The organism is Natrarchaeobius chitinivorans, from assembly GCF_003841505.1.
Lineage (GTDB): Archaea > Halobacteriota > Halobacteria > Halobacteriales > Natrialbaceae > Natrarchaeobius > Natrarchaeobius chitinivorans.
The window spans coordinates 435226-458837 of record NZ_REGA01000001.1; the positions used below are offsets into that span (position 1 = coordinate 435226).

The window sequence follows — 23612 nt, forward strand, 5'->3', positions numbered from 1 at the left end:
TCGACGTCGGAGCCGGGCCGACGGCTCGAGCGAGGGTGGATCTCACAGACGGAGCCGAGGCGAACGAGTAAGTGGTTTTATCGTCTCACAGAAAGGAACGGATACCGTGACAACGCTGGTCGTCTGTCTCGACCGGACCGACGATGTTGGCCGGGAGACCGGACTCCGGTCGCCGATCGTCGGCTGGGAGGCAGTCCGCGCGCTGGTAACCGATATCGGACTCGCGGATCCGGAGGACTCGGGAGTCAACTCCCTGCTCGAGACGCTTCGCGTCGCCCAGAACCTCCGCGACGAGGACGAGGAGGCGATCGTCGCGGTCGTCTCGGGTGACCGGGAGTCGATGGTCTCCGCGGACAGAGCCGTCGCCCGGCAGCTCGACGAACTCATCGCGGAGTACGAACCGGAGTCGGCGGTCGTCGTCATCGACAGCGCGGAAGACGAACGACTGGTCCCCGTCGTCGAGAGTCGCGTTCGAGTCGATTCGGTCGATCGGGTCGTCGTCCGGCAGGCCCGGGACATCGAGTCGACGTACTACCTCCTCAAACAGTTCCTCGCGGACGAGGAACTCCGCCAGACGGTTCTGGTTCCGATCGGTCTGACGCTTCTGGTCTTCCCGATGCTCGCGACCGTCGTGGGTCCCGCGGAGGGTGCGGCGGCGATCACGAGCGTCATCGGCCTCTTCTTGCTCTACAAGGGCTTTAGCATCGACGAGATCATGACCGGCGTGGCCCATCAGGTCCGGGAGTCGCTTTACTCCGGGCAGGTGTCGGTCGTTACCTACGTCGCCGCCGCCGGCCTGACGCTCATCGGACTGTTCGCGGGCGGCCTCGGCGTCTCGAATCTCGAGGACACGCAGGGCGTGTTGATCCCGGCGATGCAGTTCGCCTTCGACAGCGTTCCGTGGCTCGCCGTCGCCGCTCTCACCGCCAGCGCCGGACGGCTACTCGACGAAGTGATCGACGAAGAACCGATCCGGAGTTCCTTTCTCAATCTGCCGTTTATCGTCGTCGCCGTCGGGCTGGTCGTTCGTGGATTCTCCGCGTACTTCCTCGAACAACAGCGGATCATCGATCCTATCTCCGTCCCCGAGGGTGGAGCCCTCCCGGTCGAAGGCTTCGTCATCACTGGCGGTGAGCGGCTGGCGCTGTACGTCGTCACCGCAGTCGTGATCAGCCTCGTCGGTGCTCGACTCGCGTCGTATTTCAGCGGAGCGAACGGAAACGCCGAACTCGCGGACGGTTCCGGCGGAGAATCCGGCGTGACCGACGGTGGCCCCCTCCCCCCAGATCCGGCAACGAGCGCCGGCGACGACGGATCCGGGGTCGAAATCGTCGACAGCGCGGACCCGCGATCCGATTCGACGGACGGCCCGGAGCCTTCGGTGGAGTCGGAGTCCGAATCGGAGACGGCGTCCGACCCGGATCACGACTCGAGTTAGTCGCGTCACCACTCGCAACTCGAGACACCCACGGTGTGTTCACCCGGTTCCACGACTCGTCACCCATTTACTCCCGTGGGCACACCCTCGACTATGAGCGACGCAGACGGTGCGTGGGTGAGCCTCTTTTCGGGTGGCAAAGATTCCTCCTGGGCGCTGTATCGCGCCCTCGAGAACGGACTCGACGTTCGCCGACTCGTCACCGTCCACCCGACCGACGACTCGTACATGTATCACGTCCCCGCGACGGAACTCACCGCACTCGCCGCCGAGAGCATCGGAATCGAGCTGATCGACGTCGACCCGGGTGACCTCGAGGCCGGAGCCGCCGCCGATTCGAGCGTGCAGGGTGACGCCGAACTCGAGCCGCTGGAAGCCGCCCTCGAAACGGTCGACGGGGAACTCGACGGCGGAATCGCAGGTGTCATCGCGGGAGCCGTCGAAAGCGAGTATCAGACGAGTCGAATCGAGCGCATGTGCGACCGTCTCGGCTGTGAACTGTTCGCGCCGCTGTGGCAAAAAGAGCCGCGAACGCTCGCCGAGTCGATGCTCGAGGCCGGATTCGAGATCGTCCTCGTTCAGGTCGCCGCCCACGGACTGGACGAATCCTGGCTCGGCCGGACGCTCGATCGCGACGCCCTCGCGGAACTCGAGGCGTTGAACGAAGAGTACGGTGTCCACGTGCTGGGTGAAGGCGGCGAGTTCGAGACGCTGGTCGTCGACGCCCCGCACATGGATCGCCGGATCGACCTCGAGTACGACACCGAGTGGGAGCGGACGCGCGGATCGATTCGGGTCACCGACGCGCAGTTGAGCCACAAGCGGTGATCGGCGGTCGCCCATGCGGTGACCGACGGGATTCCGTACGGTGCTCGAGGGAGACCTGTCACGAGGATACCCATACCTGGGCCTGGGGCGTCCCACAGCTGTCACAGACGGCGGCCCTGTTGTCCTTGTAGGTCGATCGCTCGAGTTCGCCCTCCGGACAGGACGGACAGGACCGGCCCTCCAGAATCTCGAGTACTCCTCGCCCCTGGCGGTCGACTTTTGACTGCTGTGATTTTGCCATGTCACCACTCCCGCCTGGGTCGGGGGTAACCGTTGAGCATGACTGTGCCGTGTCGAATAGCGATCGATATATCCGACTCCACGGAGAACGCTCGAGGGATGTGGCCCTGGGGACACCTCGCCGTCGCCTACCTCCTGTACACCGTCTACACGCACCGCCGGTTCGATCGGCCACCGCGTGCGCTGCCGGCTCTCGCCCTCGCGGTCGGCTCGCAGTTTCCCGACCTGATCGACAAACCCCTCGCGTGGACGTTCGACGTTCTTCCGGGCGGTCGGACGCTGGGACACTCCCTGCTGTTCGCGGCCGTTCTGATACCCGCCGTCTACGTCCTCACCGTCCGCCTCGAGGCCCGCGAGGCCGGCGTCGCGTTCGTACTCGGCCACCTGTCACACCTCCTCGCCGACGTCCCGCCCTCGGCGCTCACGGGCGATCTCTCCGGAACCGAGTTCCTCCTCTGGCCGCTGGTCGAACAGCCGCCCGAAGAGCCCGTCGGGGGCATTCTCGAGGCGATTTTGCACTACTACGCGATGGGGCCGTACGAACTGTTTCAGTTCGGGCTGTTCGGCGTCGCGGCGTACGTCTGGTATCGCGACGGCGCGCCCGGGACGGAGTTCCTCTTCGCGGTGATCGAACGCGGCACACGCGAACCGACTCGAGACGAACGGTAACACTGCTGGCCCGGGACGAACGGTGACACTGCCGAAACAGAACGACTCGTGATCCTGCCGGCTCGAGACGGAGAGAGCAAACCGTCGGGGCTAACCGCATTGCCAGCCACGTTCGGATATGCGCCAGTTCGTACTCCTCGCCCACGAGGTACCGACGGAACCCGACTTCTCGCTCGACGACCTCGCCGGCGGTGCCGGCCGACTCGACGCGCTCTGTCGGTCGATCACCGCCTCGTTCGTCACCTCCCACGGAATCCGCGAGGACGTCCGCGTCCACCTCGTCGTCCGGGACGAACTCACGATCACGTTCGACGGTCGTGACCTTCGGCGGCTCAATCCCGACGAACGGAGTACCGCCGCACTCGTCCGGAACGCACTTGAGCACCGCGACGAGGCGATCGGCGCGCTTCCCGCCGAACCGAGTCCCGGCATCGAGGTCTATCGTCGCGGGCTCGAGGAAACGCTCGCGGCCGTCGACGACGGTCCGATCGTCCAGTTACACGAGGACGGCGAACCGGTGACCGACGCGGGCGATCTGGGCTCTCCCGTCTTCGTCCTCTCCGATCACCGCGACTTCACCGACGAGGAGGGGCGAACGCTCGAGGAAACGGTCGACCGACGGGTTCGACTCGGCCCCGAGCGGCTACACGCCGATCAGGCGATCACGATCGCCCACCACTACCTGGATACGAACGGATACGAGAGCTGGTAGCCCCCTCCGGTTCTCGTCAGATGACGGGTTTCGCAACCGTTAAAATCTCGCACAGCCACGATTCGAATGCGGGCCGGTGGGGTAGCCTGGTATCCTTCGGCCTTCGGGTGGCCGTAACCGCAGTTCGAATCTGCGCCGGCCCACTTTTCCCACCGAACAACGACGACGAGCGCAGCGAGTCGTCCGTGAGGTGGGAAAATGCAGCCAAGCAGATTCGAGCAGGGAAGTCGCAGCGTCAGAGCGAAGCGAGGACGACCGTCTTCCCGTGTTCGAATCTGCGCCGGCCCACTTCTGCCCGCGAACAAACCCGTGAGCGGGCAGTACGTGTAGCCGCGCGATTCGAGTCAGCGAGTCGCAGTGTACGAACCGCGTGAGCGCGACCGTCTCGCCCGATTCGAATTCGCGCCGGCCCATCTCTGCCCGCGTTCGTTCGGTCGGATGCGGCCCCCGGGTGGCCGTAACCACGTTTTCGTGAGCGAAGCGAACGAGAGCTAACGATCGAGACGGTTACCGAACGGTCGGACCGTCGGTTCGTCAGCACGAGAAGACAGCTTTTTTGAGAGGGGCTCGAGTTGTGGAGACGATGGCCACCGATACCGACGATCGGGCCTACTACGTGATCAGCGACCTCCACATCGGCGGCGACGAGCAACTCGAGGAAGTCGAGTTTCTCGACGAGTTGCTCGACTTTCTCGAGCGCCTCGAGACGATCGACGAGGACGCCGAGTTGATCATCAACGGTGATGCGTTCGGGCTCTGGGAGTTTACCACGATCGAGGGGGTCGAGAAGTTCGACGTGCTCGAAGAAACCTATCCGGAACTGTTCGAACAGTTCCGCGCGACGGGCGAGAACGTCGACATCACGTTGTTGCCGGGGAATCACGACCACGAACTGGCGGCCTACGACGAGTACGTCGACCGGTTCGCTGCGTACAACGTCGACCTTGTCCAGGACCAGTCGATCACGCGATCGATCGGTGAGCAAGCGATTCACTTCGAGCACGGCCACCAGCAGGACGCGAACAACCGGATCGAAGACTGGGGAAACCCGCATGCGACCCCGCTCGGGTACTATTACAACACGCTCGTCACGAGTCGAGCGGGAAAGCTCTCGGATCGCGGCCGGTACAACTGGTTGAAAGACGTCCAGGCGGTCACGCCGACCGAACGGATGCCGGTGTGGCTCTTCTCGAAGTACTTCTACCGGGAGATGAACCCGGTACTGCGATACTCGCTGGTGCCGTTTTTGCTGTTGTTCAACGTCAGCGCGATCCTCGCAGTGCTTGCTGGGTTGGACATGGCGGGCGTCTGGGCGATGCCCGTCGACCGGACGGAAGCGTTTCTCGGCCAGTTCGGCAGAGCCGGGACCGCGGCCTGGTTCTTCCTTGCACTCAACGTAACCGTCGCTGGCCTGTTGTTACTCGTCGGGATTCCGCTGTACTTCATCCGCCGGGACGTCAGGAAAACCGTCGATCGGTTCGGCGTGTTCGAGACCGAACTGACCGTCGATCCCGACGAACCGTACGAAAACGCTGCCCGAGAGGTCTTTACCGAGCAGCCGGAGACGACGATCTTCTGTTACGGCCACACTCACCGACCGACGATACGGGAGATCGACGGCGGCGTTCTGGTCAACACCGGAACGTGGTTGAAGCGACTCCATCGACGGGACGGCATCATCGGTATCCTGCCGCCGGTTTTCTACCCGTCCTACCAGTTGGGCGCCGTTCGCATCGCCGCCGAATCCGCCGGCGTGGCCGTGGAGTACGAACGGATCGCAAAGCCCAGCCCGGCGACGGAAGAACTCACGCGCACTGAGCGCTTTTTCACCGTCGGCCGAGAACCTGACCCCGACCCTCCTGATCGCCTCGTCGTGGAAAACGAAGCGGAAACACCATCGCCGAAAACGACCGCGTGACCGACCGAATCCGGGATTGACTCACGAGCGAATCCGGGACCGACTTACGATCGAATCCGGGACCGACTTACGATCGAATCCATCCCGGCCCCACACTCGAGCCGGCGGACACTGGACTCGAACGCGAACTGCTCTCGAGCGGTCGACGGCGGTGTGGCGGACCTGCTCGCTTCGCTAACCGACCGTCCGCTGGCACTCGTTCGGGCTGGTGGGACGTTTCCGGAGACCGCGGGACGTCACGGTCTCCGGAAACGGCGTACCCTGCCCGTATCAGTCGGACGACGATTCGGCGGAACGACGGGTCGGTTCGATCTCGACCTCTTGTGGACCGGTGACGGACACCGTATAGCCCCTGTAGGTAAACTCGAGACGAACGGTTGCGGTATCGGTATCGTCTCCCGACGAACGGAATAGCGCGTCGAGTGCTTCCGTATCGACCACCTCGTACAGTGGTGGCTCCAAGTCGGTCGGACGAACTCCGTCGCGGTCGGAAATTTCCTGAACGATCGTGACTGTCGTTGACTCCCCGGGCCCCATACCTGCTGTCCAACGAACCGGTAAAAAAAGCCCACTGATTCTTTTCTGACGTGCGCACGACGGTCGTCAGACGCGGTTCCGTTCGGCCGATCGAACGGAGTAGGCTCGTTTCCGGCCGAATCGCCGACATCCCGAGCGTCGAAGGGCCGACCGAGCACGCCGACTCCTCTCGCGTACTGCTGATCGAGCCTGAACGTCGCACCCCCCAGGCGTTTCGCTGGACGTCTACAGATCCTGCAGTCGAATCCCGTCCTGGACCAGCCGTGCGTTCCGTTCACGCTCGAGGCGCGGACCGAGGTCGTCGTGGTCGTACAACTGTGCGACGACATCGGCGTACAGCGTTCGCCAGGTGAGCGCGTAAATCGGCGACTGTCCCCACGCCCGCAGTTCCGGGACGAGGTCGTCGTACGCCTGATAGCGTTCCTCGAACCGGTTGACCGCCTCGAGGACGCGTCTGGCTGCCTCCTGTTCGTCCTCGGCGTCGGCGATCGCCTCGTTGAGCCGTCGTTCCCAGCCAGCGACCGCCTCCTGCATGTCGACTGCGGCGGTCTCGTCGTCTTCGGGCAACCGCGATAGGATCGGTTCCGGAACGCCCAGTGAGAGTTCTTCCATGCGAGGCGATAACTCGCCGATCGGCAAGAAAGTACGCCCCCGCCGGCGGCATTCGGGGACGGCGAATCGGTCCGGCACGCGTTTCGAAGACGACGACGAATCAGTTCGACATCCGTTTCGAAGACGCGAGTGCAACGAGATCGGGTGGCATCGGCTCGAGCGAACGAACGCGTTGATCCGACGTTTCGAAGTTGCGTTCCACGCCGTGACCGTCTCGAAAGCGGGATGATTCGATATACCACTATCTGGTTTATATGGGACATATCACCCGATCAAAGCCCGACGAGTGTCCCGTCGTGCCATCGGACCGAACGAGGCGGGGCTGGTTGCGTCGGCGGTTGTGGTCGGTTCGTCCCCCAGTGAAATCACGGAATCGTATCGTACGATTGATCGGCGTGTCGGGCGCGTATTAGCCGGTACCGATGGCATCGAACGATCAGGACGGTCCCGTTCGAGAGACAGTTCACTGCGTTTAACAATACGGTACCACTAGTACAGCCTATGTCGTCCCGATTCGACCGGCTATCGTCCGTCTTCGAATCGAAACCCGGCATACTGTATACGACCGATGGAAGCAGATTTCGAGCGACCTGGAGGGTCCTCGTTCCGCTACTCGTCGCAACGCCGCTTTATTTCGCCGCCAACGTTTTCGGCCCGCTCCCGTTGCAGATACTGGTCGATACCGAACTCGAGGGGACGGCTGCCATCGTCGCGAACCTGGGTGCGCTGTTGCTGATTACGGCCGGAATCGCGCTCGCGACCGCAGTCGCGTTTCGCCTCGTCTCGTGGCTCGATCGGCAACGCGCGTTTCGCGGATCCGTCGAGTATTCCTCCGCCTGGGTTCGTGACTTTCTCGGCGGCGTGCTGATCGGAGCGGTTGCAACCGTGGTCGCGATGGTGTATCTCGGCGCTCGCGGACACCTGACCCTCGAGACGGGGTACTACGGCGTCGGGATCGAATCGGTGCCGCTGGCCGTCGCGGCACTCGCCGCCGGGTCGCTGTTCTACCTCGCGAACAACGCGTTCGAAGAGGTGGTGTTTCGCGAAATCGCGTTACGACACACCGCTCGCGGAATCCGTTCTCGAGGGGCATCCGTGTGGGTGGCCGTCGGAGCTGCCCTGCTCATCAGCACGGTTCTGTTCGGGGCGTTTCACTTTCCCATGCACGGGATCGGCGGACTGATCACCAGCGGAGCCGGCGGAATTCTCTTCGGTGTCGCCTACCTGTTGACCGGGCGACTGGCGATGCCGGTGGGGGTTCATTTCGGCGGTCTCGCGTTCGTCGCGATCATGCGGGAAGAACTGGCGGGGTTCATCTTCCCCACGCTCCTGCGAGCGACTCCGGAGTTCGCTCCCGCCGAGGGGGTCTCGTTCGGGCTGGAGATGTGGGCCGTCCGGATCGTCGTCGGCGCGGGGTTGTTGCTCGCGTGGGTGTACTACTGGCACGGACGCGTCGGTATCCCCGAACGGGTGTACCGACTCGAGCGGGAGTAATCCGCCACCCTCTCGACCCAAAATCCCCGAACCGGTACGGCACTTCGTCTGTCGTCTGTCGAGTTCCTCGAGCGAGTGTTGTGCTGGTCGACCCGCGTTAATCGGAGAGGGTTCGCTCTGCACGTCCCGACCACGTCCGGTCGATTTCATTTCCTGTCGCGGCTATTGAGGCGCACGATCGGTCCGGAATCCGACTCGAGCGGGACCTCCCGAAGTGTGCAAAGCGCGGTGTCGTGGTCGGTCGGGGTGGGCAACGAAAACCGCGTGGCAGATAGCTGAAATCGTCCGTACTCTTACTCGTCGCGTGCGCGTACCACCGAAACTGAGCCGCTATCCCCGCCGTTTTCGATACTGGCTCGGCCGGAACCCGCTCGTGTCACGCCTGATAAACCCCATACAACGATAGCAAATCTATCGGAAGTTTCGGAAACGGCCCGGCGGCGCTTAAGGTACTCGAGGCGGTACCGAAACCCGTGATCGTCGACGAGCGCGTCCTTCGCGAGGACTTCGTACCGGGTGAGGTGGTCCATCGCCACGACGAGGTGAACCTCCTCTCGGAAACCCTCGAGCCGCTGGTGTACGATCGACGACCCGATCCGGCGTTTTTGCTGGGACCGACGGGAGTCGGGAAGACCTGCATCGCTCGATATACGCTGGCACAGTTGTGCAAACAGGAGCCGACGGTGGAAGTCGCGTACGTCAACTGCTGGCAGGAGTACACCAGGTTCCGGGTGCTCTACAGCATTCTCGAGGCGGTCGGGCGGGCGGCGGACGTCCACCGGTCGACGCCGAAAGACGAACTGTTCGATCGGCTTCGGAAGGCGGACGGTCAACCGATCGTCGCGATCCTAGACGAGGCCGACCAGCTAGAAGAGACGGCGGCTCTGTACGACCTCCACCGGCTCCCCCACGTCTCGCCCGTTTTGATCGCCAATCGCGAGGACGAACTGTTCGCGGGGTTCGACGACCGGGTGCGCTCGCGACTGCGGGCTGGAACCCGGGTTCGGTTCGACAGATACGGCACCGACGAACTCGCCGCGATCCTCGAGAAGCGAGCGTCGAAGGCCCTCGAGCCGGACGCGATTACGGACGAGCAGTTGCGAACGATCGCCGACGCGGCCTCGGGCGACGCCCGCGTGGGAATCGGCGTCCTTCGCTCGTCCGCCCTCGAGGCGGAGCGCCAGGGTGTCGAGTCGATCAGCAACGAGGGTGTGAAACGAGCGATCCCAACCGCGAGGACGGCGATCAGGCGAAAGACGCTCGAGGGGTTGATCGAACATCAGCGGGTGCTGTACGACGTCATCGCCGACGCGGGCGAGATCGAGCCGGGAGAGCTGTACGCGACGTACGAACGCCGGGTCGAGAGCCCGAAGTCGCGGCGGATGTTGCGAAACTACCTGACGAAGATGGTCCACTACGATCTGATCGAAGCCGTCGGAAAACGCCGGGGCCGAACGTATCGCGTCGTCGACGAGGACGCAGACGTCGACGTCGACGCGGAATGAAAACTGGCCGATATCGGCGAGCGCCGACTCGGCGATCGTCCCGAGGAGATAGCCGTCGGAACCGGAGTATCGGAACCGGTTTCGGAAACGGGAGCCGAGGGCAGAATGGGCTGAACTCGCCGAATTGGTGGACATCAGCCGTGGGGCGGCTGGTTTCGGAACAATCGGAAATCGGACGCCGTCGCTTATGGATCGGTCTCTCGACCCCTCAGGTATGCATCGACTCGAGTTCGAGGAGGGACTGACGCTGATCGAGACGCGCGAGCCACGGTCGCCGCTGATTTACGAAATCGTGTGCGAACGGCTCGAGGGGACGGCGGAAATAGCCGAAGGAGAGACGGCGTACTGGATCGACGCGCGAAACGCGGCGATGACCCACGCGCTGTACGACTGCGCCTCGAGCCAGCGTACACTCTCCGGGCTACGGATCGCGCGGGCATTTACCGCCTATCAACACCACTCGCTGGTTCGAGCGGTAACCCGGAGCGCCGGGCCGGAGACGGAACTGATCGTCGCGCCGAACGTCGCCACACTCTACCACGACCCCGACGTGCCCGACTACGAACGCGAGGAGTTGCTCGCGTCGACACTCGAGACGCTGGCGGAGCTGGGACGAGTGCTCGAGTGTCCCGTCGTGGTCACGAGCGCTGCGGAGCGTCGGGCGTCGACGGTCGACGACTACGCCGGAACGTCGATCGAGTGCGTGCGGACGCGAGAGGGGATCCGTCTGGTCGGGGGTGGCGACGACGTCGTGACCGAGGGCTACCATCACGGTGCCCACTGGCAGACGACGATCCCCTACTGGGCTGACCTCTGTGGAACTGTCGACCGTCTCGATCCGACGGTCGTCGCTCACGACCGGGGACTGCTCGAGGTGCGTTCCTGATGGGGCGGACGAACCCGACGTACCGGGACGCGATTCGGCGAATGGAGGCGGAGTGGGAACCGATGCGGAGAGCGCTTCGCCGGACGTACCAGACCGACTTCGATCGGCTGTTCGACCGCTCGCGAGAATTCGCCGACGCGGCGGGGTACGCGAATCCGGCGAGCCCCGAGCGCGCGCTGGTGCTCTCGCTGTTGCTCGCACACGAGATCGAACTTCGGCGACTTCGCGAAGAGCGCGAGGGGCGTCGCGAATCGGAGCCGAGGTTCGAGCGGGGAGATGACGAACAGGGAGAAGCCACTCGAGAGGAGAAACAGGACAGCGAGGACGACGATCGAACGGGAGAGGACGGAGAGCGGTAGATGAGCCCGTACACGCTCGAATTCGAGGGCGGGTCCGTCCGGGAGTGGACTCTGACCGAGACGGGGTCCGAGTCACGCCTCGTCGAGGACTACACGCCATCACTCTTCGTCTCCGGACCCCACGATGCGCTCTCGAATCTCCGTGAACGACTCGAGGACGATCCGAAGGTGGCCGCGACCGGCTACGAACGGTGGGCGACCGACCTCCACGAGGCCCACGTCGAGGAACGAAGTCGAATGCTCCGGATCGATCTCGAGCGCATCGGCGAGGTTCGGACCCTGGCCCGCGAAATTCGGGGGGTCCACGAACGCGAAACGCACGCTCCGGGAACGTTTCGGCTGTTCGACGTCGATCTGGCGCCCGGGTTCAGGTACTGTCTCGATCGGGGGATCGATCCGACGCCGAGTCGTGACCTTCGAACGCTTTCGATCTCCCTGTCGGAGCTGGCACTGGCCGACGGCGACGTCTCGGCGCTCCGACTCGAGGGCGATTCCCTCGAGAACGCACAGGACGGGTCGACGGCCGAAATCGACACGCTTCGGACGCTCCAGCGGCGGCTCGAGCGCGACGATCCCGACGTTCTCGTCGTGAGCCACGCGAGGGTGATTCCGTTGCTCGAAACGCGGGCGGAAGACTACGGTCTGGAAACGTTTCGGCTCGGACGGCGTCCCGGATGGACGCGGTTGGCCGGCGAGAACACCTACGCGAGTTACGGGCAGGTGGGACACTCGCCCGCGCGCTATCGCGTCCCCGGTCGGGCGATCGTCGACAGGTCGAACAGCTTCCTGTGGCACCAGTCGGGGCTCGACGGGTTGTTGTATATGATCGACCGAACCGGACGGCCGCTGCAGGAGGCCGCCTGGGGAAGCATCGGAACGCTACTGACGGCGAGACAGGTCCGACTGGCGCGCGATCGGGACGTTCTCGCGCCGTGGAACAAGTGGGAACCCGAACGGTTCACCGACGTCCGGACGCTCCACGCGGCCGACCGCGGCGGCTTTACGTTCGCACCCGACGTCGGATTCCACGAGAACGTCTACGAAATCGACTTCGCGTCGTTGTATCCGCGAATCATCTGTGAGCACAATATCAGCCCGGAGACGGTCGATTGTGGCTGCGGCCACGGCTCCAGCACACCGGGCACGACGCCCGACGGGCCCGGCGACGGTCACTGCGTTCCGGAACTCGAGTACCGGATCTGCGGCGAGGACGGCTTTCTCCCCGACGTCCTCGAGCCGCTGCTCGTCGATCGGGCAACTCGCAAACGCCGGTTAGCCGAGGATCCGCCGGCCGACGAAGCCGCTCGGCTTCGTGGCGAGTCGGGGGCGATCAAGTGGGTGCTCGTCTCCTGTTTCGGCTATCAGGGGTATCGAAACGCCAAGTTCGGGCGAATCGAGTGCCACGAGGCGATCAACGCCTACGCCCGCGAGATCGTCCTCGAGGCGAAACGCCGGCTCGAGGACGCCGGCTGGCGGATCGTTCACGGGATCGTCGACAGCCTTTGGGTGACGCCACGGGTCGACGACCCGACACCGCTTTCGACCGTTACCGCCGACGTTTCCGACTCCGTCGGGATCGAACTCGAGCGCGACGGGAGCTACGAGTGGGTCTGTTTCGTCCCGCGGCGCGACTCGATCGGCAGGGCCTCCGGCGCGACTCGAGCGCCGACGACGAACGGCCGCTCGGGGCCCGGTTCGGTGTCCGGAATCGGATCCGGACCGGCGGGCGCGCTCACGAAGTACTTCGGCAAACGCCGCGAGGGTTCCGGTGAATCGGCGACGACGGCCGACGCCGCGAAGCAAGCGAGCGACGACGACGGGAAAACCGATGCGGAAGCCGCGAGCGGCGACGGCGGCAGCTACAAGATTCGTGGACTCGAGTGTCGCCAGCGGAGTACGCCGCCGTTCGTCGCGGAGTGTCAACGGCAGTTCGTCGAACTGCTCGACCGCGAGCGTAAACCGGAGGCCGTCTGTGACGTGCTCGGCCGGCGGCTGAGCGAACTTCGATCGGGGTCGGTCGATCCGTCCGACCTCGAGATCACGAAGCGAGTTTCGAAACCGATCGAGGCGTATCGCCAGCGAACGCACACCGTCGCGGCGCTCGAGCGCTACCGATCGAACGGGATCGATCGATCCCCGGGCCAGTCCGTTCGGTACGTCGTGTCCGACGACGACGCGGCCGGTGCCGAGCGCGTTCGACTGTCGCTCGAGGAACCGACGACGTACGACGACGACTGGTACGCCACGGCGCTGATCCGGGCCTGCGAGAGCGTCGTCTCGCCGCTTGGCTGGGATCGGGGCCGGATCCGGTCGTACCTGCGAGACGGGACGACGGTTCGGCTCTCGTCGTTCGGGAATGCTCCGCCGGAGTAAGCGCGGTACCCCGCCGGGTCCGCGAATCGGGAGGGCGAGAATCCCGGTCTTCATACGGTTTACTGTAAATCAGTACCGGCGCACCCGTCGTCCGGGTCGCGGGTGCGCCGGTAAACAGGTACAGTAATCCGTATCAGAGAAGACTAAACACTAACAGTGACGGTCTCGAATTCAGTTGTACGGCACCACATTTATGCCTCCTAGCCGATTCTTGAAAGGCAATCGGTTCATGGACGCACTCGATTCACTGGCAGGATATCTACACACATACGTATGTCTACCGGAGCGACACCTGACAGAGCGGCGTTTCGTGATCGAATTTGAGACAGTAACCTCATGAGCACGTCCGAATACACCACGCCCGAGCGAGTACAGATCCTGTTGGTCGAGGACAACCCGGGAGACGTTCGACTGACCGAGGAGGCGTTCAAACAGGGCCGGATCGAAAACGACCTCCACGTCGTCTCGGACGGGACGAAGGCACTCGAGTTTCTCAACAGAGAAGGAGAGTACGCCGACGCACCGCGTCCGGACCTCATCTTGCTCGATCTCAACCTTCCGCGGACGGACGGCGAGGAGGTCCTCGAGGAACTCAAAGAGGATCCGGATCTTCGGTCGATTCCGGTAATCGTCCTGACGAGTTCGCGAGCCGAAGAGGACATCGTCAAATCCTACGAACTGCACGCGAACGCCTACCTGACGAAACCGGTCGATCCCGACGAATTCATCGAGGCGGTCCGAGCGTTCGAACAGTTCTGGTTTTCGGTCGTCAGACTTCCTCCGGAGGTCGAGTGATCGTGAACGAATCCGATACCCAGGCAGGATCCATCGACGGGTTCGAAGACATCCACGAGCGAAGCCAGGACGTCGATCGCGAGGACGGGAACCTCCAGATTCTCCTGATCGAGGACAACCCGGGCGATGCCCGGCTAATCGAGGAGATGCTCAAAGACGCAGAAGAGCTTGCCCAACGTATCAGCATCGACGAATCCGCCGACGGGGCACCGGAGACGACCCGAGAAACCCGCCTCGAGGACGGGATCGAAACCCTGGAGTCAGACCCCGTCGATCTCGTGTTACTCGATCTGAACCTTCCCGACAGCGAGGGGCTGCATACGCTCGAGACGGTTTCCGACCGGGACGACGAGACGCCGGTCGTCGTGTTGACCGGACTTCGGGATCAACAGGTCGGCGTCCAGGCGATTCAGCGAGGGGCGGAGGACTTCCTCGTCAAAGACGAGGTGACGAGCGAGTTGTTGATTCGGACGATCCATCACGCGATCGAACGGGCCCGTCAGAAACGAGAGCGACGACAGCAACGAGAACAACTGGAAGCGCTCAACCGATTGAACCGGATCGGACACGACATCACCCACGCCGTAATCACGACCGAAACCCGAGAGGAACTCGAGCAGCGAGTCTGTGATCGACTCGCCGAACCCGACGCCTACCGGTTCGCCTGGATAGGCGGCGTCAACCCCGGCAGCGACCGCGTGGTTCCGAATGCGGCGGCCGGCGTCGAAGACGGTTATCTCGAAGACGTCGAGATTACGGTCGACGAGAACTCCCACTCCGGGCGAGGACCGTCAGGAACGGCGATTCGAACCGGCTCCGTGCAGGTGATGAGCGACGTCCACAGCGATCCCGACTACGAACCGTGGCGCGAGGAGGCGAAAGACCGCGGCTACCAGTCGTCCGTCGCGATTCCGATAATTCACGAAGATCTGGTCTACGGCGTTCTGAACGTGTATTCGACGTTACCGAACGCGTTCACCGGCCCCGAAACGACGATCCTCGCCCGGATCGGCGACGTCGTCGCTCACGCCATTACGGCGATCGAACGGCGGGACGCACTCGTGACCGATTCGGTTATCGAACTCGAGTTCCGCATCGACGACCTCGCCGAGCCGTTGATCGCACTTTCGGGAGACCAGTCGTGTCGAGTCGAGATCGAACAGTTGATCCGCGGAGACGACACCTTACTCGCGTACGGGTCGGCACACGACGTCTCCCAGGAGGCGTTCAGCGAAGCGGTCGACGAAAGCGACGGAATCGGTGAGGTCCGATTTCTCGCAGCCAGACGCGACGGGTTCGAGTTCGAACTCGTCGCACCCGCTGCGGTGTCGTTGCTCGAATCGATCGCAACGCACGGGGGACGGGTCAAGTCGGCGACGATCGAAAACGGCGAGTTTCGGTTCGTCGTCGAATTGCCGCGTGGAAGAGACACTCGCCAGATGATCGAGGTCATCAAAGAGGATCACAACGACGTCACGTACCTCGCACAGCGTACGACAGAACGGAGCGACCGAAGCGACGTGAGTACGCCCTCGGTACTCGAGAACGAACTCACCAGCAAACAGCGGGCGGCACTCGAGACGGCCTACTTCGCCGGCTACTTCGACTGGCCTCGAGAGAGTACCGGCGAAGATATCGCGGATCGACTCGGCATCGCGCCGGCAACGTTCAATCAGCACCTCCGGACTGCAGAGCGGAAGTTCTTCGACTCGGTGTTCGAGGAGTAGCTTCCCGCTCTCCCACCCGGGTCTCGAGCGCGGTCAGTATCCGCTGTATCGGCAGTAGCGTCGAAAAAACGGATTACGCACTTCGTGGCTCGGTTGCGGCGGACGTCGTCTCCGCTGCGCTTCGGCCGGTGAACGCGACGATGACCATCGAGAGACCGGTCACGAAGAGGCCGACACCGACGAGGACGCCGATCGCCCAGCCGGCATTGGCCGGGAATCCGGTCCAGAGAAGGCCGGCGAGGACCAGCGAGAGGAGGCCGCTGACGGCGACCGATGCCCGTCCGGGCTGATCGTCCATCCGCATCGACATCCAGAGTTCGGCGGCGGCGTCGACCAGCAGGTACGCGATCGCGAGGGCCGTAAGCGACACGAGCCCGACGACCGGGTTGACGACCAGAGCGACCCCTGCAACGATCGAAATCGCGGCGAGTGCGGCCTGCCAGAGGGAGCCACTCCAGCCGCGTGCGGTAAACGCGTGTGCGCCGTGGACGATCCCCCCGACGAGGAGCAAGACGCCGAGGCCGACCGTTACCGAAAGCCCAGTCACCATCGGAAACGCGATAGCGAGTATACCGAGCAGACCGACGACGCCGCCGGCGATAGCGAGCGTTCGCCATCCGCGCTCGAGGGAGTATCCGTACGATTCATCGGTTGCTGTAACTGAGTTCATGTGAGTCACCAAACCAATATACGCTAGCAAAGGATTTAAACTCGATATACGAAACTACAGTAAGTCCGTCCACTAGATCTGTTTATTAGGTACTCGAGAAGCAGTTATCTGAGTGAGTTCTTCCGTTTCGCTAAGATCCCGACGTCAGCTCCCAGCCGCGTTCGGTTCGTCTGACGATCCCCTCGTCGGCCATCCGCTCGAGCAACTCCGCGACGATCTCCCGGGAGGCTCCGATATCGGTGCTAAGTTCGCCAACCGATTTGGGTTCCGAACGGACGCTTGCCAGAAGATCCGCGTAGATCCGACTCTCGGGCCCATCGCCGGCCGTCTCGGATATCTGATCGAGGACGTCACAGAGCCGCCCCTGGACCCACCGCTGGGCAAGCGAGAGTTCGTTCTCGAGTTGCTCTAAGTTCTCGAGTGACTGGAGCAACTCGTCGAGTTCGTCGGCGTCCTCCCAGGCGACGTCGAGCGAGAGGTGTCGACAGGTCGTGATATCGAAGCTGCTGCTGGCGGGATAGGCGCTCTTGCTCGCGAACCCGTACGGTGAGACGTTGACCTCGAGTCGGACGTTTCTGGCGATGTGGAAGTACTTTCGGCGCTGGTCGTCGACTCGGCTCTCGATGAGCCCCGCCTCCTCGAGCTTTCGGAGGTGTTCGATGACCGCTTTGGGACTCACGCCGAGGTACTCCGAAATTTCGGTCACGTAACACGGTTTACGGGCGAGCAATCGGAGAATCCGTCGCCTATTTTCGTTTCCCAGTAAATCCAACAACGCGGCGGAGTCCATCGACCGAGCGTATGGTTTCGGCGCTGAAAAGCGTGTCTGCTCGACCGACGACTCATACGGATTGCTGTACCTGTGTACCGGCGCACCCGTAACCCGGGCGGCGGGTGCGCCGGCAATGACGTACAGTAAACCGTATCACCGACCGAGGAATCGTCCGTCATCCCATCGCCGCTTCGGCGGGACATCGGGACAGCAATCCGCATCAGAGAGTACTCCCGTCGGACTACCGTTACTCCCCGTCGGCAAGTGCTGATGCGTTTTCGCTCTGCTCAGCCACGGTCGCGTTCTCGCCCTGTCCGGGCACCGTCGCGTTCGCGTCCTGTTCGGGCACCGTCGCGTTCTCGCCCTGTTCGGGCCCCGTCGCGTCGTCGTCGTGACCTGGTGGCGTCACGTCGTCGCCGCCACTGACGTTAGATGCGGGAGCCGGCGACTGACCGTGGTATCCCGTCAGGCCACGCGCAGCCATTGAAACGTTCGATGCCGAGAGATCCGTGGCGTTCGACTGAAGTCCGTCGAGTCGGTCGTGGTCCACGCCAGCGTCGGCCGCTCGCGGAACGGTTCGATCGATCGATCGCTCGAGTGCCGCTATTTCGACCGCGAGTTTCGCCATCCGTGCGTGATACTCTCCCGTGGAGAGAGTCTCGTTCCCCTCGCTGAGTTCGTCGCGTTCGGCCTCGAGCGCCTCGAGTCGGACCTCGAGTTCGGCCACGCGGTCGTCGACGAGCGTCGCCCTGTCGTCGTCGCTAGCCCGTTCGTACTTCGTTTCGAACAGACCCGACTCGACCGTGTTCGCGGTGTCAGCGGCGCTCGATTGCATAAACGACGAGACGGTGTGATTCGCTTCCGAGTCGACGGTTTCGTTCGATGGCGACTCGGTGTCGGCGGGCGAGCTCGCGACCGCGCCACCTGCGACGGGTGCAATCGTCAGCCCGACTACCGTGGCGAGAACGAGGACGGCGAGGGCCCGAGTAGCTCTCATCAGCTCTCCGTGAGGCCGAATACACTAAAAATGCGAACAGTCGTTCGGACCGTTCACGGAATCGGTCTACGGCTCGAGCGTATTCAAAAGCGTTTACTTTCCGTTCATTCGGTTTTATTCGGTGAAGAACTCCGACACTAAACATCGGTCGAACGACGAGCAACACTCCCCCAGTGAACGCGGACGCCGACTCCGACGAACGCGGACGCCGGACACGAATGTTAACTATCGAAAGATCTCGATCGATCGGTGCCATCGACTCGTCGTCCGAAGGCCGTCGAACGATCTGGTGTGTTCCATCCTCGGCCCAACCGGCGACGGGGCGCAGTCCCATCGGTACTGTAATCGGATCAGCTAGAAACCCGAATCACCGATGACGTTGATAGCGATTCGTTGTAAATCTGTTCGCAAATAGTTATGCCGCTCGAGACCGTGTGATTAGCTAGCATGTTCGAGGTGTTCTCTGGCAGCTACTATCTCGGACGACTGTACGTGACCCCCACCGCCGGGGACCGTGCGGCCATGCACCGTGATCAACACGAGCGCATCAACGAGGAAGTGTATGCGACCGGCGAAGGCGTCGAACGGCTCGACGCACCGCTCGTGATGAAACTCGAGTCCCGGCACTTCCCGGTTCACGGCGACGAAGCCGTTCCGGCGAACACGCTCGCAGTGCCGGAATCGATGCTCGAAGAGACCGACGTCAAGAATCCACCGTCGCTTCGCGAGGTGTTTCTCGCCCGTCGCGACCGCGCACGGCAGTTGCTCGAGTTCGCTGGCGGCTGGCAGCCGGGCGGATCGTATTCCGGCGAGTACGATCCGACGGCGACCGACGACGAAACCGCAGGCTAGTACCCTCCCAACCGTCGACTGCTGAGCGAAATCGGACCACACCGCGTGATTTCGCTCACCAGTTCAGGCCTGGGACGTCACTATAGTAGCCACTGAACGTCATTGCACACCCGATCGCCAGACTGATCGGCGATCGGTGTGTACATCGTTTCAGTTGTTACTATAGCACCGTCGCTTCCCCGCGAGCCCCGGAATCTAAAAGTAGCTCCGCTTCGCGTGTTCGGTCGGATGTTCGACGAGTTGCTCGGTCGCGCATCGCTCAAAGAACGGATCGACGAACTCGAAGCGGAAAACGAGCGGTTAGAAAAGCGGTACGAGGCCGAAGCCGACCGGCGCGCGGAGGCGACGACGGCGAGACAGGAGGCCGAACAGCGGGTGAACCGCCTCGAGGACCGCATCGCGCAACTCGAAGGGGAGCTCGACCGGCTCGAAGACGACGACGTCGGACTCGAGTTTCGCCGTCGCGACCGGATCGGGCGGACCGAACTCGCGGACGTACTGGATCGACTGTCGTCGGTTCGAACCGGACCCGAGGGTGCGCTGACCGCCGTTCTCGGCGAGGACGAGCGGAGCCGCGATCTCGAGGTCGACCTCGAGGACGTCCTCGGCGACCGGATCGCCCTCGTCGACGACGCCGCGCCGTGTGTCTGTTGTGTCGACGACGCCGGACTCCTCTCGGTCGCGCTGAAACCGCCGATACGTCCCGACGTCGACCCGACGTGGGACGACCGGTTCCGCCTCGACCGCGAGTGGTTCCTCCCGAGCGGACGCCACGCGGTGGCGCTGGTACGGGCCGATCTGTTCGCCCTCGGCGTCTACGAGGACGACGAACGCGTCGAGTACCGCGGCTTCGAGAGCGACGTCAAAGGAAGCCACTCGAAAGGCGGCTTCTCCCAGGCCCGGTTCGAACGGATCCGCGACGATCAGATCGACGACCACCTCGAGCGCTGTGAGGAAGTCCTCGAGGAGTACGGCGCGTCCGATTCCGGCGGCGATCCCCTCTACCTGGTCGGACAGCGAGGCGTCGTCGATACCCTCCTCGAGGAGTCGACCGTCGAGGCGGACGCGACGGCTGCCGTCGACGCGACCGGCGCTCCCGACGCCGCGCTCGAGGACGCCGTCGATTCGTTCTGGACGACGGAGGTACTGGTTCTTTGATAGACGGGCCACGAGAGCGACTATCCTGCGAACGTTCCGTCCGACAGTATAAGTTCGCGCCGACTATATCGGGGATATGCGCGTTGCAATTCTCGCTCACGACCGGTTTCCCGACCGGGCGAAGACGGCCCTCGGCGTCCTTCGGTACACCGACGACGAGGTCGTCGCCGTGCTCGACCGCGCCGAAGCGGGACGGCGCGTCGCCGACTTCGTTTCGGACGTACAGGACGCCCCCGTCGTCGCCGGCATGGACGACCTCGAGGCGGCGGACGTCGATGCGCTCCTGATCGGCATCGCCCCCATCGGCGGCGGCTTCGAAGAGAGCTGGCGAACCGACGTTCGGACGGCGCTCGAGTCCGGCTGCGACGTCATCGCCGGCTTGCACTACTTTCTCTCCGAGGACGAGGAGTTCGCCCGGTTGGCCGACGAGAACGACTGTGAACTGCGGGACGTCCGTCGGCCGCCGGAAGACCTCACCGTCAGCGACGGCGTCGCCGGCGAGGTCGACGCCGAGGTCGTGTTGACCGTCGGCACCGACTGCTCGGTCGGCAAGATGACCGTGTCGATGGAACTCGCCCGCGACGCCCGCGAGGCGGGATACGACGCCGCCGTGATCCCGACCGGGCAGACGGGGATCATGATCGAAGGGTGGGGAACGCCGATCGATCGCGTCGTCAGCGACTTCACCGCGGGGGCGGTCGAGGAGATGATCGTCGAAAAAGGCCAAGAGTACGATTACCTCTTCGTCGAGGGACAGGGCAGCATCGTCCACCCCGCCTACTCGGCGGTCACCTGTGGCATCCTCCACGGGGCGATGCCCGACGCCCTCGTCCTCTGTCACCGCGCCGGTCGGGACGCGATCCACGGCTACGAGTCGTTCCCGATTCCGCCGATTTCGACCTGTGTCGACCTCTACGATCGTCTGGCTCAGCCGATCTGTGAGGGGACCGTCGTCGCCGGCGCGCTCAACACCGCCGGACTCGAGGACGAGTCGGCGCGCGCGGCCGTCGAATCGTACGCCGAGGACCTCGACGCACCGGCGACGGACGTGATCCGCGCTGGAACCGAAGACGTCCTCGAGGTCCTGCTATGAGCCTCGAGACGTCCATCGAGCGGCGGTCGCTTCCGCTCGAGCGTCCGTTTACGATCTCGCGGGGGACGACGGCCGAAACGGAGGTCGTCATCGTACGGATCGAAGACGACGACGGCACGGTTGGAGTCGGCGCGGCAGGGCCCGCATCACACTACGGCGAAACCGCGGCGACGGTCGAGGCGGTTCTGCCGGACCTGCTCGCGGTCGTCGAAGACGTCGGCGACCCGGCCCAACTCGCTCGAATCGAGTGGCGAATGCGCGAGACGATCGGCCGAAATCCGGCAGCGCGGACGGCCGTCAGCATCGCGCTGCACGACCTCGAGGCGAAGCGACTCGACGTTCCGCTGTACCGCTACTGGGGACTCGACCCGTCTGCAACCCTGGAATCCTCCTACACCATCGGACTCGACGACACGGAGACGATGCGCGAGAAGACCGCCGACGCGGTCGAGGCGGGCTACGGGACGTTGAAGGTCAAACTCGGAACCGATCGCGACGTCGAGATCGTTCGAACGATCCGGTCGGCCGCCCCCGACGCCCGACTGTTCGTCGACGCGAACGAGGCGTGGACGCCGCGGGAGGCGGTCGAGACGATCGATCGACTCGCGGAGTACGACCTCGCGTTCGTCGAACAGCCCGTTCCGGCCGGAGACCCCGAGGGACTGAAGTTCGTCTTCGAGCGCTCGTCGGTTGCGATCGCTGCCGACGAATCCTGCGTCACGCTCGAGGACGTGCCACGGATCGCAGACCGGTGTGACGTCGCCAACCTCAAACTGATGAAGTGTGGCGGCCTGCGGGAGGCGTGGCGGATGATCCACGCCGCCCGCGCCCACGGCCTCGAGGTCATGCTCGGCTGTATGATCGAATCGAACGCCTCGATCGCGGCGGCCTGTCACCTCGCGCCGGCGCTCGACTACGCCGACCTCGACGGCGCGCTCTTGCTCGACGACGACCCCGTGGACGGGGTTCCGATGCCAGGCGGCCGGATCGATCTCGAGGCGCTCGATCGGCCGGGAACCGGGGCGGTACCCGAGTAATCACGACTCCAGCGTCGACTCCCCGTCGCGAACGACACCGACTCGCCCGCTCTCGTCGGCGAGACGGAAGCCGAACTCCCGAAGACGGGCCGGCGAGCGACCCGTTCCGTGGACGAGCACCTCGACGAGGTCTTCGGGTTCGTCGACGTCGGTTCCGAGCCTGAACGAGTCGACCGCCGCGAGCGATGCGCCCGCCTCCCGAGCGATCGCCCGGTGGTCGAGATAGGACATCCCGTGGTAATCCACTCGAAATTCGGGGTGGTCGACCACGAGTGCATTCGTTCCGCCGCCCCGGCCGGGTGCGATCGCGACGTCCGCGTCGGTCGCGAAAAGCGCCTCGAGCGCGTCGGGCGTCGCGAGCGCCAGATCGGCCATCACGACGGCCACGGGGTCGTCCCCCTCGTCGGGGAGGCGAGCGTCGACCGCGTCGGTCAACGACCGGGTATCGACGGCGACCGAGGCGGACGGCGGGACCGACGCGAGTTCGTCCTCGAACGGAAGCGTCGCCGTCGAGAGGACCGTAGGCTCGTGGCCCGTTTCGTCGATCGCCGCCAGAACGTCCGCGAGCATCGCTCGAGCGAACGTCGATCGCTCCGAACTCGTGAGTACGTCTCCGAGACGGGTTTTCGGCGTTTCGGCGGCAAACGGGACGACGACCTCCATCTTCCGGCGACGGTTACCCGCACGCAGTCAAAAGGCCGTCGGCTCGCAACACTCCGGACCGTCGGCTCGCGACACTCCGGACCCTCAGCTCGCGACACTCCGAACCGTCGGCTCGCGCCATTTCGCTCGAGACGAATGCGTTGGGCGAGTCGTCGGCTTCGAGCAGCCACGGGCGGTACCCGAAAGCACCCAGACGAGTCGCCGAACGCACCCGAACGAGTCGCCGAAAGGCGATTGCGTACTCGGACGGATCAGTGTCCGTCGTCTCCGGTAGGGC

23 protein-coding genes and 1 tRNA gene are annotated in these 23612 nt (G+C 63.9%); 17 read left to right on the forward strand and 7 right to left on the reverse strand.

The window, feature by feature from the left end:
- The first annotated feature begins 106 nt into the window (after window positions 1–106).
- A complete protein-coding gene (locus tag EA473_RS02070; protein ID WP_124193992.1) occupies window positions 107–1438 on the forward strand; it encodes a DUF373 family protein in 1332 nt (443 codons plus the stop codon).
- A gap of 93 nt (window positions 1439–1531) precedes the next feature.
- Complete coding sequence (locus tag EA473_RS02075; protein WP_124193993.1) at window positions 1532–2266, forward strand: diphthine--ammonia ligase; 735 nt, start codon at window positions 1532–1534, stop codon at window positions 2264–2266.
- Between the two features lie 58 nt (window positions 2267–2324).
- Here the strand turns inward: EA473_RS02075 and EA473_RS02080 are convergent, their stop codons facing one another.
- Complete coding sequence (locus tag EA473_RS02080; RefSeq protein WP_124193994.1) at window positions 2325–2507, reverse strand: HVO_A0556 family zinc finger protein; 183 nt, start codon at window positions 2505–2507, stop codon at window positions 2325–2327.
- A 98-nt stretch (window positions 2508–2605) separates the two neighbouring features.
- Between EA473_RS02080 and EA473_RS02085 the strand changes: the two genes are divergently transcribed.
- The 4 genes from EA473_RS02085 (at window position 2606) to EA473_RS02100 (ending at window position 5805) form a co-directional block, all read left to right on the forward strand.
- A complete protein-coding gene (locus tag EA473_RS02085; protein WP_124193995.1) occupies window positions 2606–3175 on the forward strand; it encodes a metal-dependent hydrolase in 570 nt (189 codons plus the stop codon).
- Window positions 3176–3293: 118 nt separating this feature from the next.
- Window positions 3294–3887 carry a tRNA (pseudouridine(54)-N(1))-methyltransferase TrmY gene (trmY, locus tag EA473_RS02090; protein ID WP_124193996.1) on the forward strand — a complete coding sequence of 198 codons (594 nt, stop codon included), beginning with the start codon at window positions 3294–3296 and terminating at the stop codon, window positions 3885–3887.
- Between the two features lie 70 nt (window positions 3888–3957).
- Window positions 3958–4030: transfer RNA gene (locus EA473_RS02095), tRNA-Pro, on the forward strand.
- A 440-nt stretch (window positions 4031–4470) separates the two neighbouring features.
- A complete protein-coding gene (locus tag EA473_RS02100; protein ID WP_124193997.1) occupies window positions 4471–5805 on the forward strand; it encodes a metallophosphoesterase in 1335 nt (444 codons plus the stop codon).
- A gap of 270 nt (window positions 5806–6075) precedes the next feature.
- On the opposite strand, the gene EA473_RS02105 is transcribed toward EA473_RS02100, so the two are convergent.
- Window positions 6076–6342 carry a HalOD1 output domain-containing protein gene (locus EA473_RS02105; RefSeq protein WP_124193998.1) on the reverse strand — a complete coding sequence of 89 codons (267 nt, stop codon included), beginning with the start codon at window positions 6340–6342 and terminating at the stop codon, window positions 6076–6078.
- Between the two features lie 225 nt (window positions 6343–6567).
- Complete coding sequence (locus tag EA473_RS02110; protein ID WP_124193999.1) at window positions 6568–6954, reverse strand: hypothetical protein; 387 nt, start codon at window positions 6952–6954, stop codon at window positions 6568–6570.
- A 501-nt stretch (window positions 6955–7455) separates the two neighbouring features.
- Between EA473_RS02110 and EA473_RS02115 the strand changes: the two genes are divergently transcribed.
- From EA473_RS02115 to EA473_RS02145, 7 genes are all read left to right on the forward strand, one after another.
- Window positions 7456–8448 carry a CPBP family intramembrane glutamic endopeptidase gene (locus EA473_RS02115; RefSeq protein ID WP_124194000.1) on the forward strand — a complete coding sequence of 331 codons (993 nt, stop codon included), beginning with the start codon at window positions 7456–7458 and terminating at the stop codon, window positions 8446–8448.
- Between the two features lie 473 nt (window positions 8449–8921).
- Window positions 8922–9953, forward strand: a complete 1032-nt coding sequence (locus tag EA473_RS02120; RefSeq protein WP_124194001.1) for a Cdc6/Cdc18 family protein — start codon at window positions 8922–8924, stop codon at window positions 9951–9953.
- A 214-nt stretch (window positions 9954–10167) separates the two neighbouring features.
- Window positions 10168–10839 (forward strand): hypothetical protein, encoded by a 672-nt coding sequence (locus tag EA473_RS02125; protein WP_124194002.1) that lies wholly within the window; start codon window positions 10168–10170, stop codon window positions 10837–10839.
- Complete coding sequence (locus EA473_RS22650; RefSeq protein ID WP_243645170.1) at window positions 10839–11198, forward strand: hypothetical protein; 360 nt, start codon at window positions 10839–10841, stop codon at window positions 11196–11198. The genes EA473_RS02125 and EA473_RS22650 overlap by 1 nt, the downstream gene beginning before the upstream one ends.
- Complete coding sequence (locus tag EA473_RS02135; RefSeq protein ID WP_124194003.1) at window positions 11199–13571, forward strand: DNA polymerase domain-containing protein; 2373 nt, start codon at window positions 11199–11201, stop codon at window positions 13569–13571.
- 336 nt (window positions 13572–13907) lie between these two features.
- Window positions 13908–14366 (forward strand): response regulator, encoded by a 459-nt coding sequence (locus EA473_RS02140; RefSeq protein ID WP_124194004.1) that lies wholly within the window; start codon window positions 13908–13910, stop codon window positions 14364–14366.
- Window positions 14367–14416: 50 nt separating this feature from the next.
- Window positions 14417–16093: a bacterio-opsin activator domain-containing protein gene (locus tag EA473_RS02145; RefSeq protein ID WP_243645173.1), complete on the forward strand. Its 1677-nt coding sequence runs from the start codon at window positions 14417–14419 to the stop codon at window positions 16091–16093.
- Window positions 16094–16166: 73 nt separating this feature from the next.
- Here the strand turns inward: EA473_RS02145 and EA473_RS02150 are convergent, their stop codons facing one another.
- From EA473_RS02150 to EA473_RS02160, 3 genes are all read right to left on the reverse strand, one after another.
- Window positions 16167–16763, reverse strand: coding sequence for an HdeD family acid-resistance protein (locus tag EA473_RS02150; protein ID WP_124194006.1), 597 nt, complete (start codon window positions 16761–16763; stop codon window positions 16167–16169).
- A 130-nt stretch (window positions 16764–16893) separates the two neighbouring features.
- A complete protein-coding gene (locus EA473_RS02155) occupies window positions 16894–17553 on the reverse strand; it encodes a metalloregulator ArsR/SmtB family transcription factor (RefSeq protein WP_124194007.1) in 660 nt (219 codons plus the stop codon).
- Between the two features lie 229 nt (window positions 17554–17782).
- Window positions 17783–18532, reverse strand: a complete 750-nt coding sequence (locus EA473_RS02160; RefSeq protein ID WP_124194008.1) for a hypothetical protein — start codon at window positions 18530–18532, stop codon at window positions 17783–17785.
- 447 nt (window positions 18533–18979) lie between these two features.
- Between EA473_RS02160 and EA473_RS02165 the strand changes: the two genes are divergently transcribed.
- From EA473_RS02165 to EA473_RS02180, 4 genes are all read left to right on the forward strand, one after another.
- Complete coding sequence (locus EA473_RS02165) at window positions 18980–19384, forward strand: DUF5802 family protein (protein WP_124194009.1); 405 nt, start codon at window positions 18980–18982, stop codon at window positions 19382–19384.
- A gap of 228 nt (window positions 19385–19612) precedes the next feature.
- Window positions 19613–20542, forward strand: a complete 930-nt coding sequence (locus EA473_RS02170; RefSeq protein WP_124194010.1) for a Vms1/Ankzf1 family peptidyl-tRNA hydrolase — start codon at window positions 19613–19615, stop codon at window positions 20540–20542.
- Between the two features lie 76 nt (window positions 20543–20618).
- Entirely contained in the window at window positions 20619–21635 is a 1017-nt protein-coding gene (locus EA473_RS02175; protein WP_124194011.1) for a DUF1611 domain-containing protein, read from the forward strand.
- Entirely contained in the window at window positions 21632–22672 is a 1041-nt protein-coding gene (locus EA473_RS02180; protein WP_124194012.1) for a dipeptide epimerase, read from the forward strand. Before EA473_RS02175 ends, EA473_RS02180 begins: the two co-directional genes overlap by 4 nt.
- Here the strand turns inward: EA473_RS02180 and cofC are convergent, their stop codons facing one another.
- Window positions 22673–23335, reverse strand: coding sequence for a 2-phospho-L-lactate guanylyltransferase (gene cofC / locus EA473_RS02185; RefSeq protein WP_124194013.1), 663 nt, complete (start codon window positions 23333–23335; stop codon window positions 22673–22675).
- Window positions 23336–23612 lie beyond the last annotated feature (277 nt).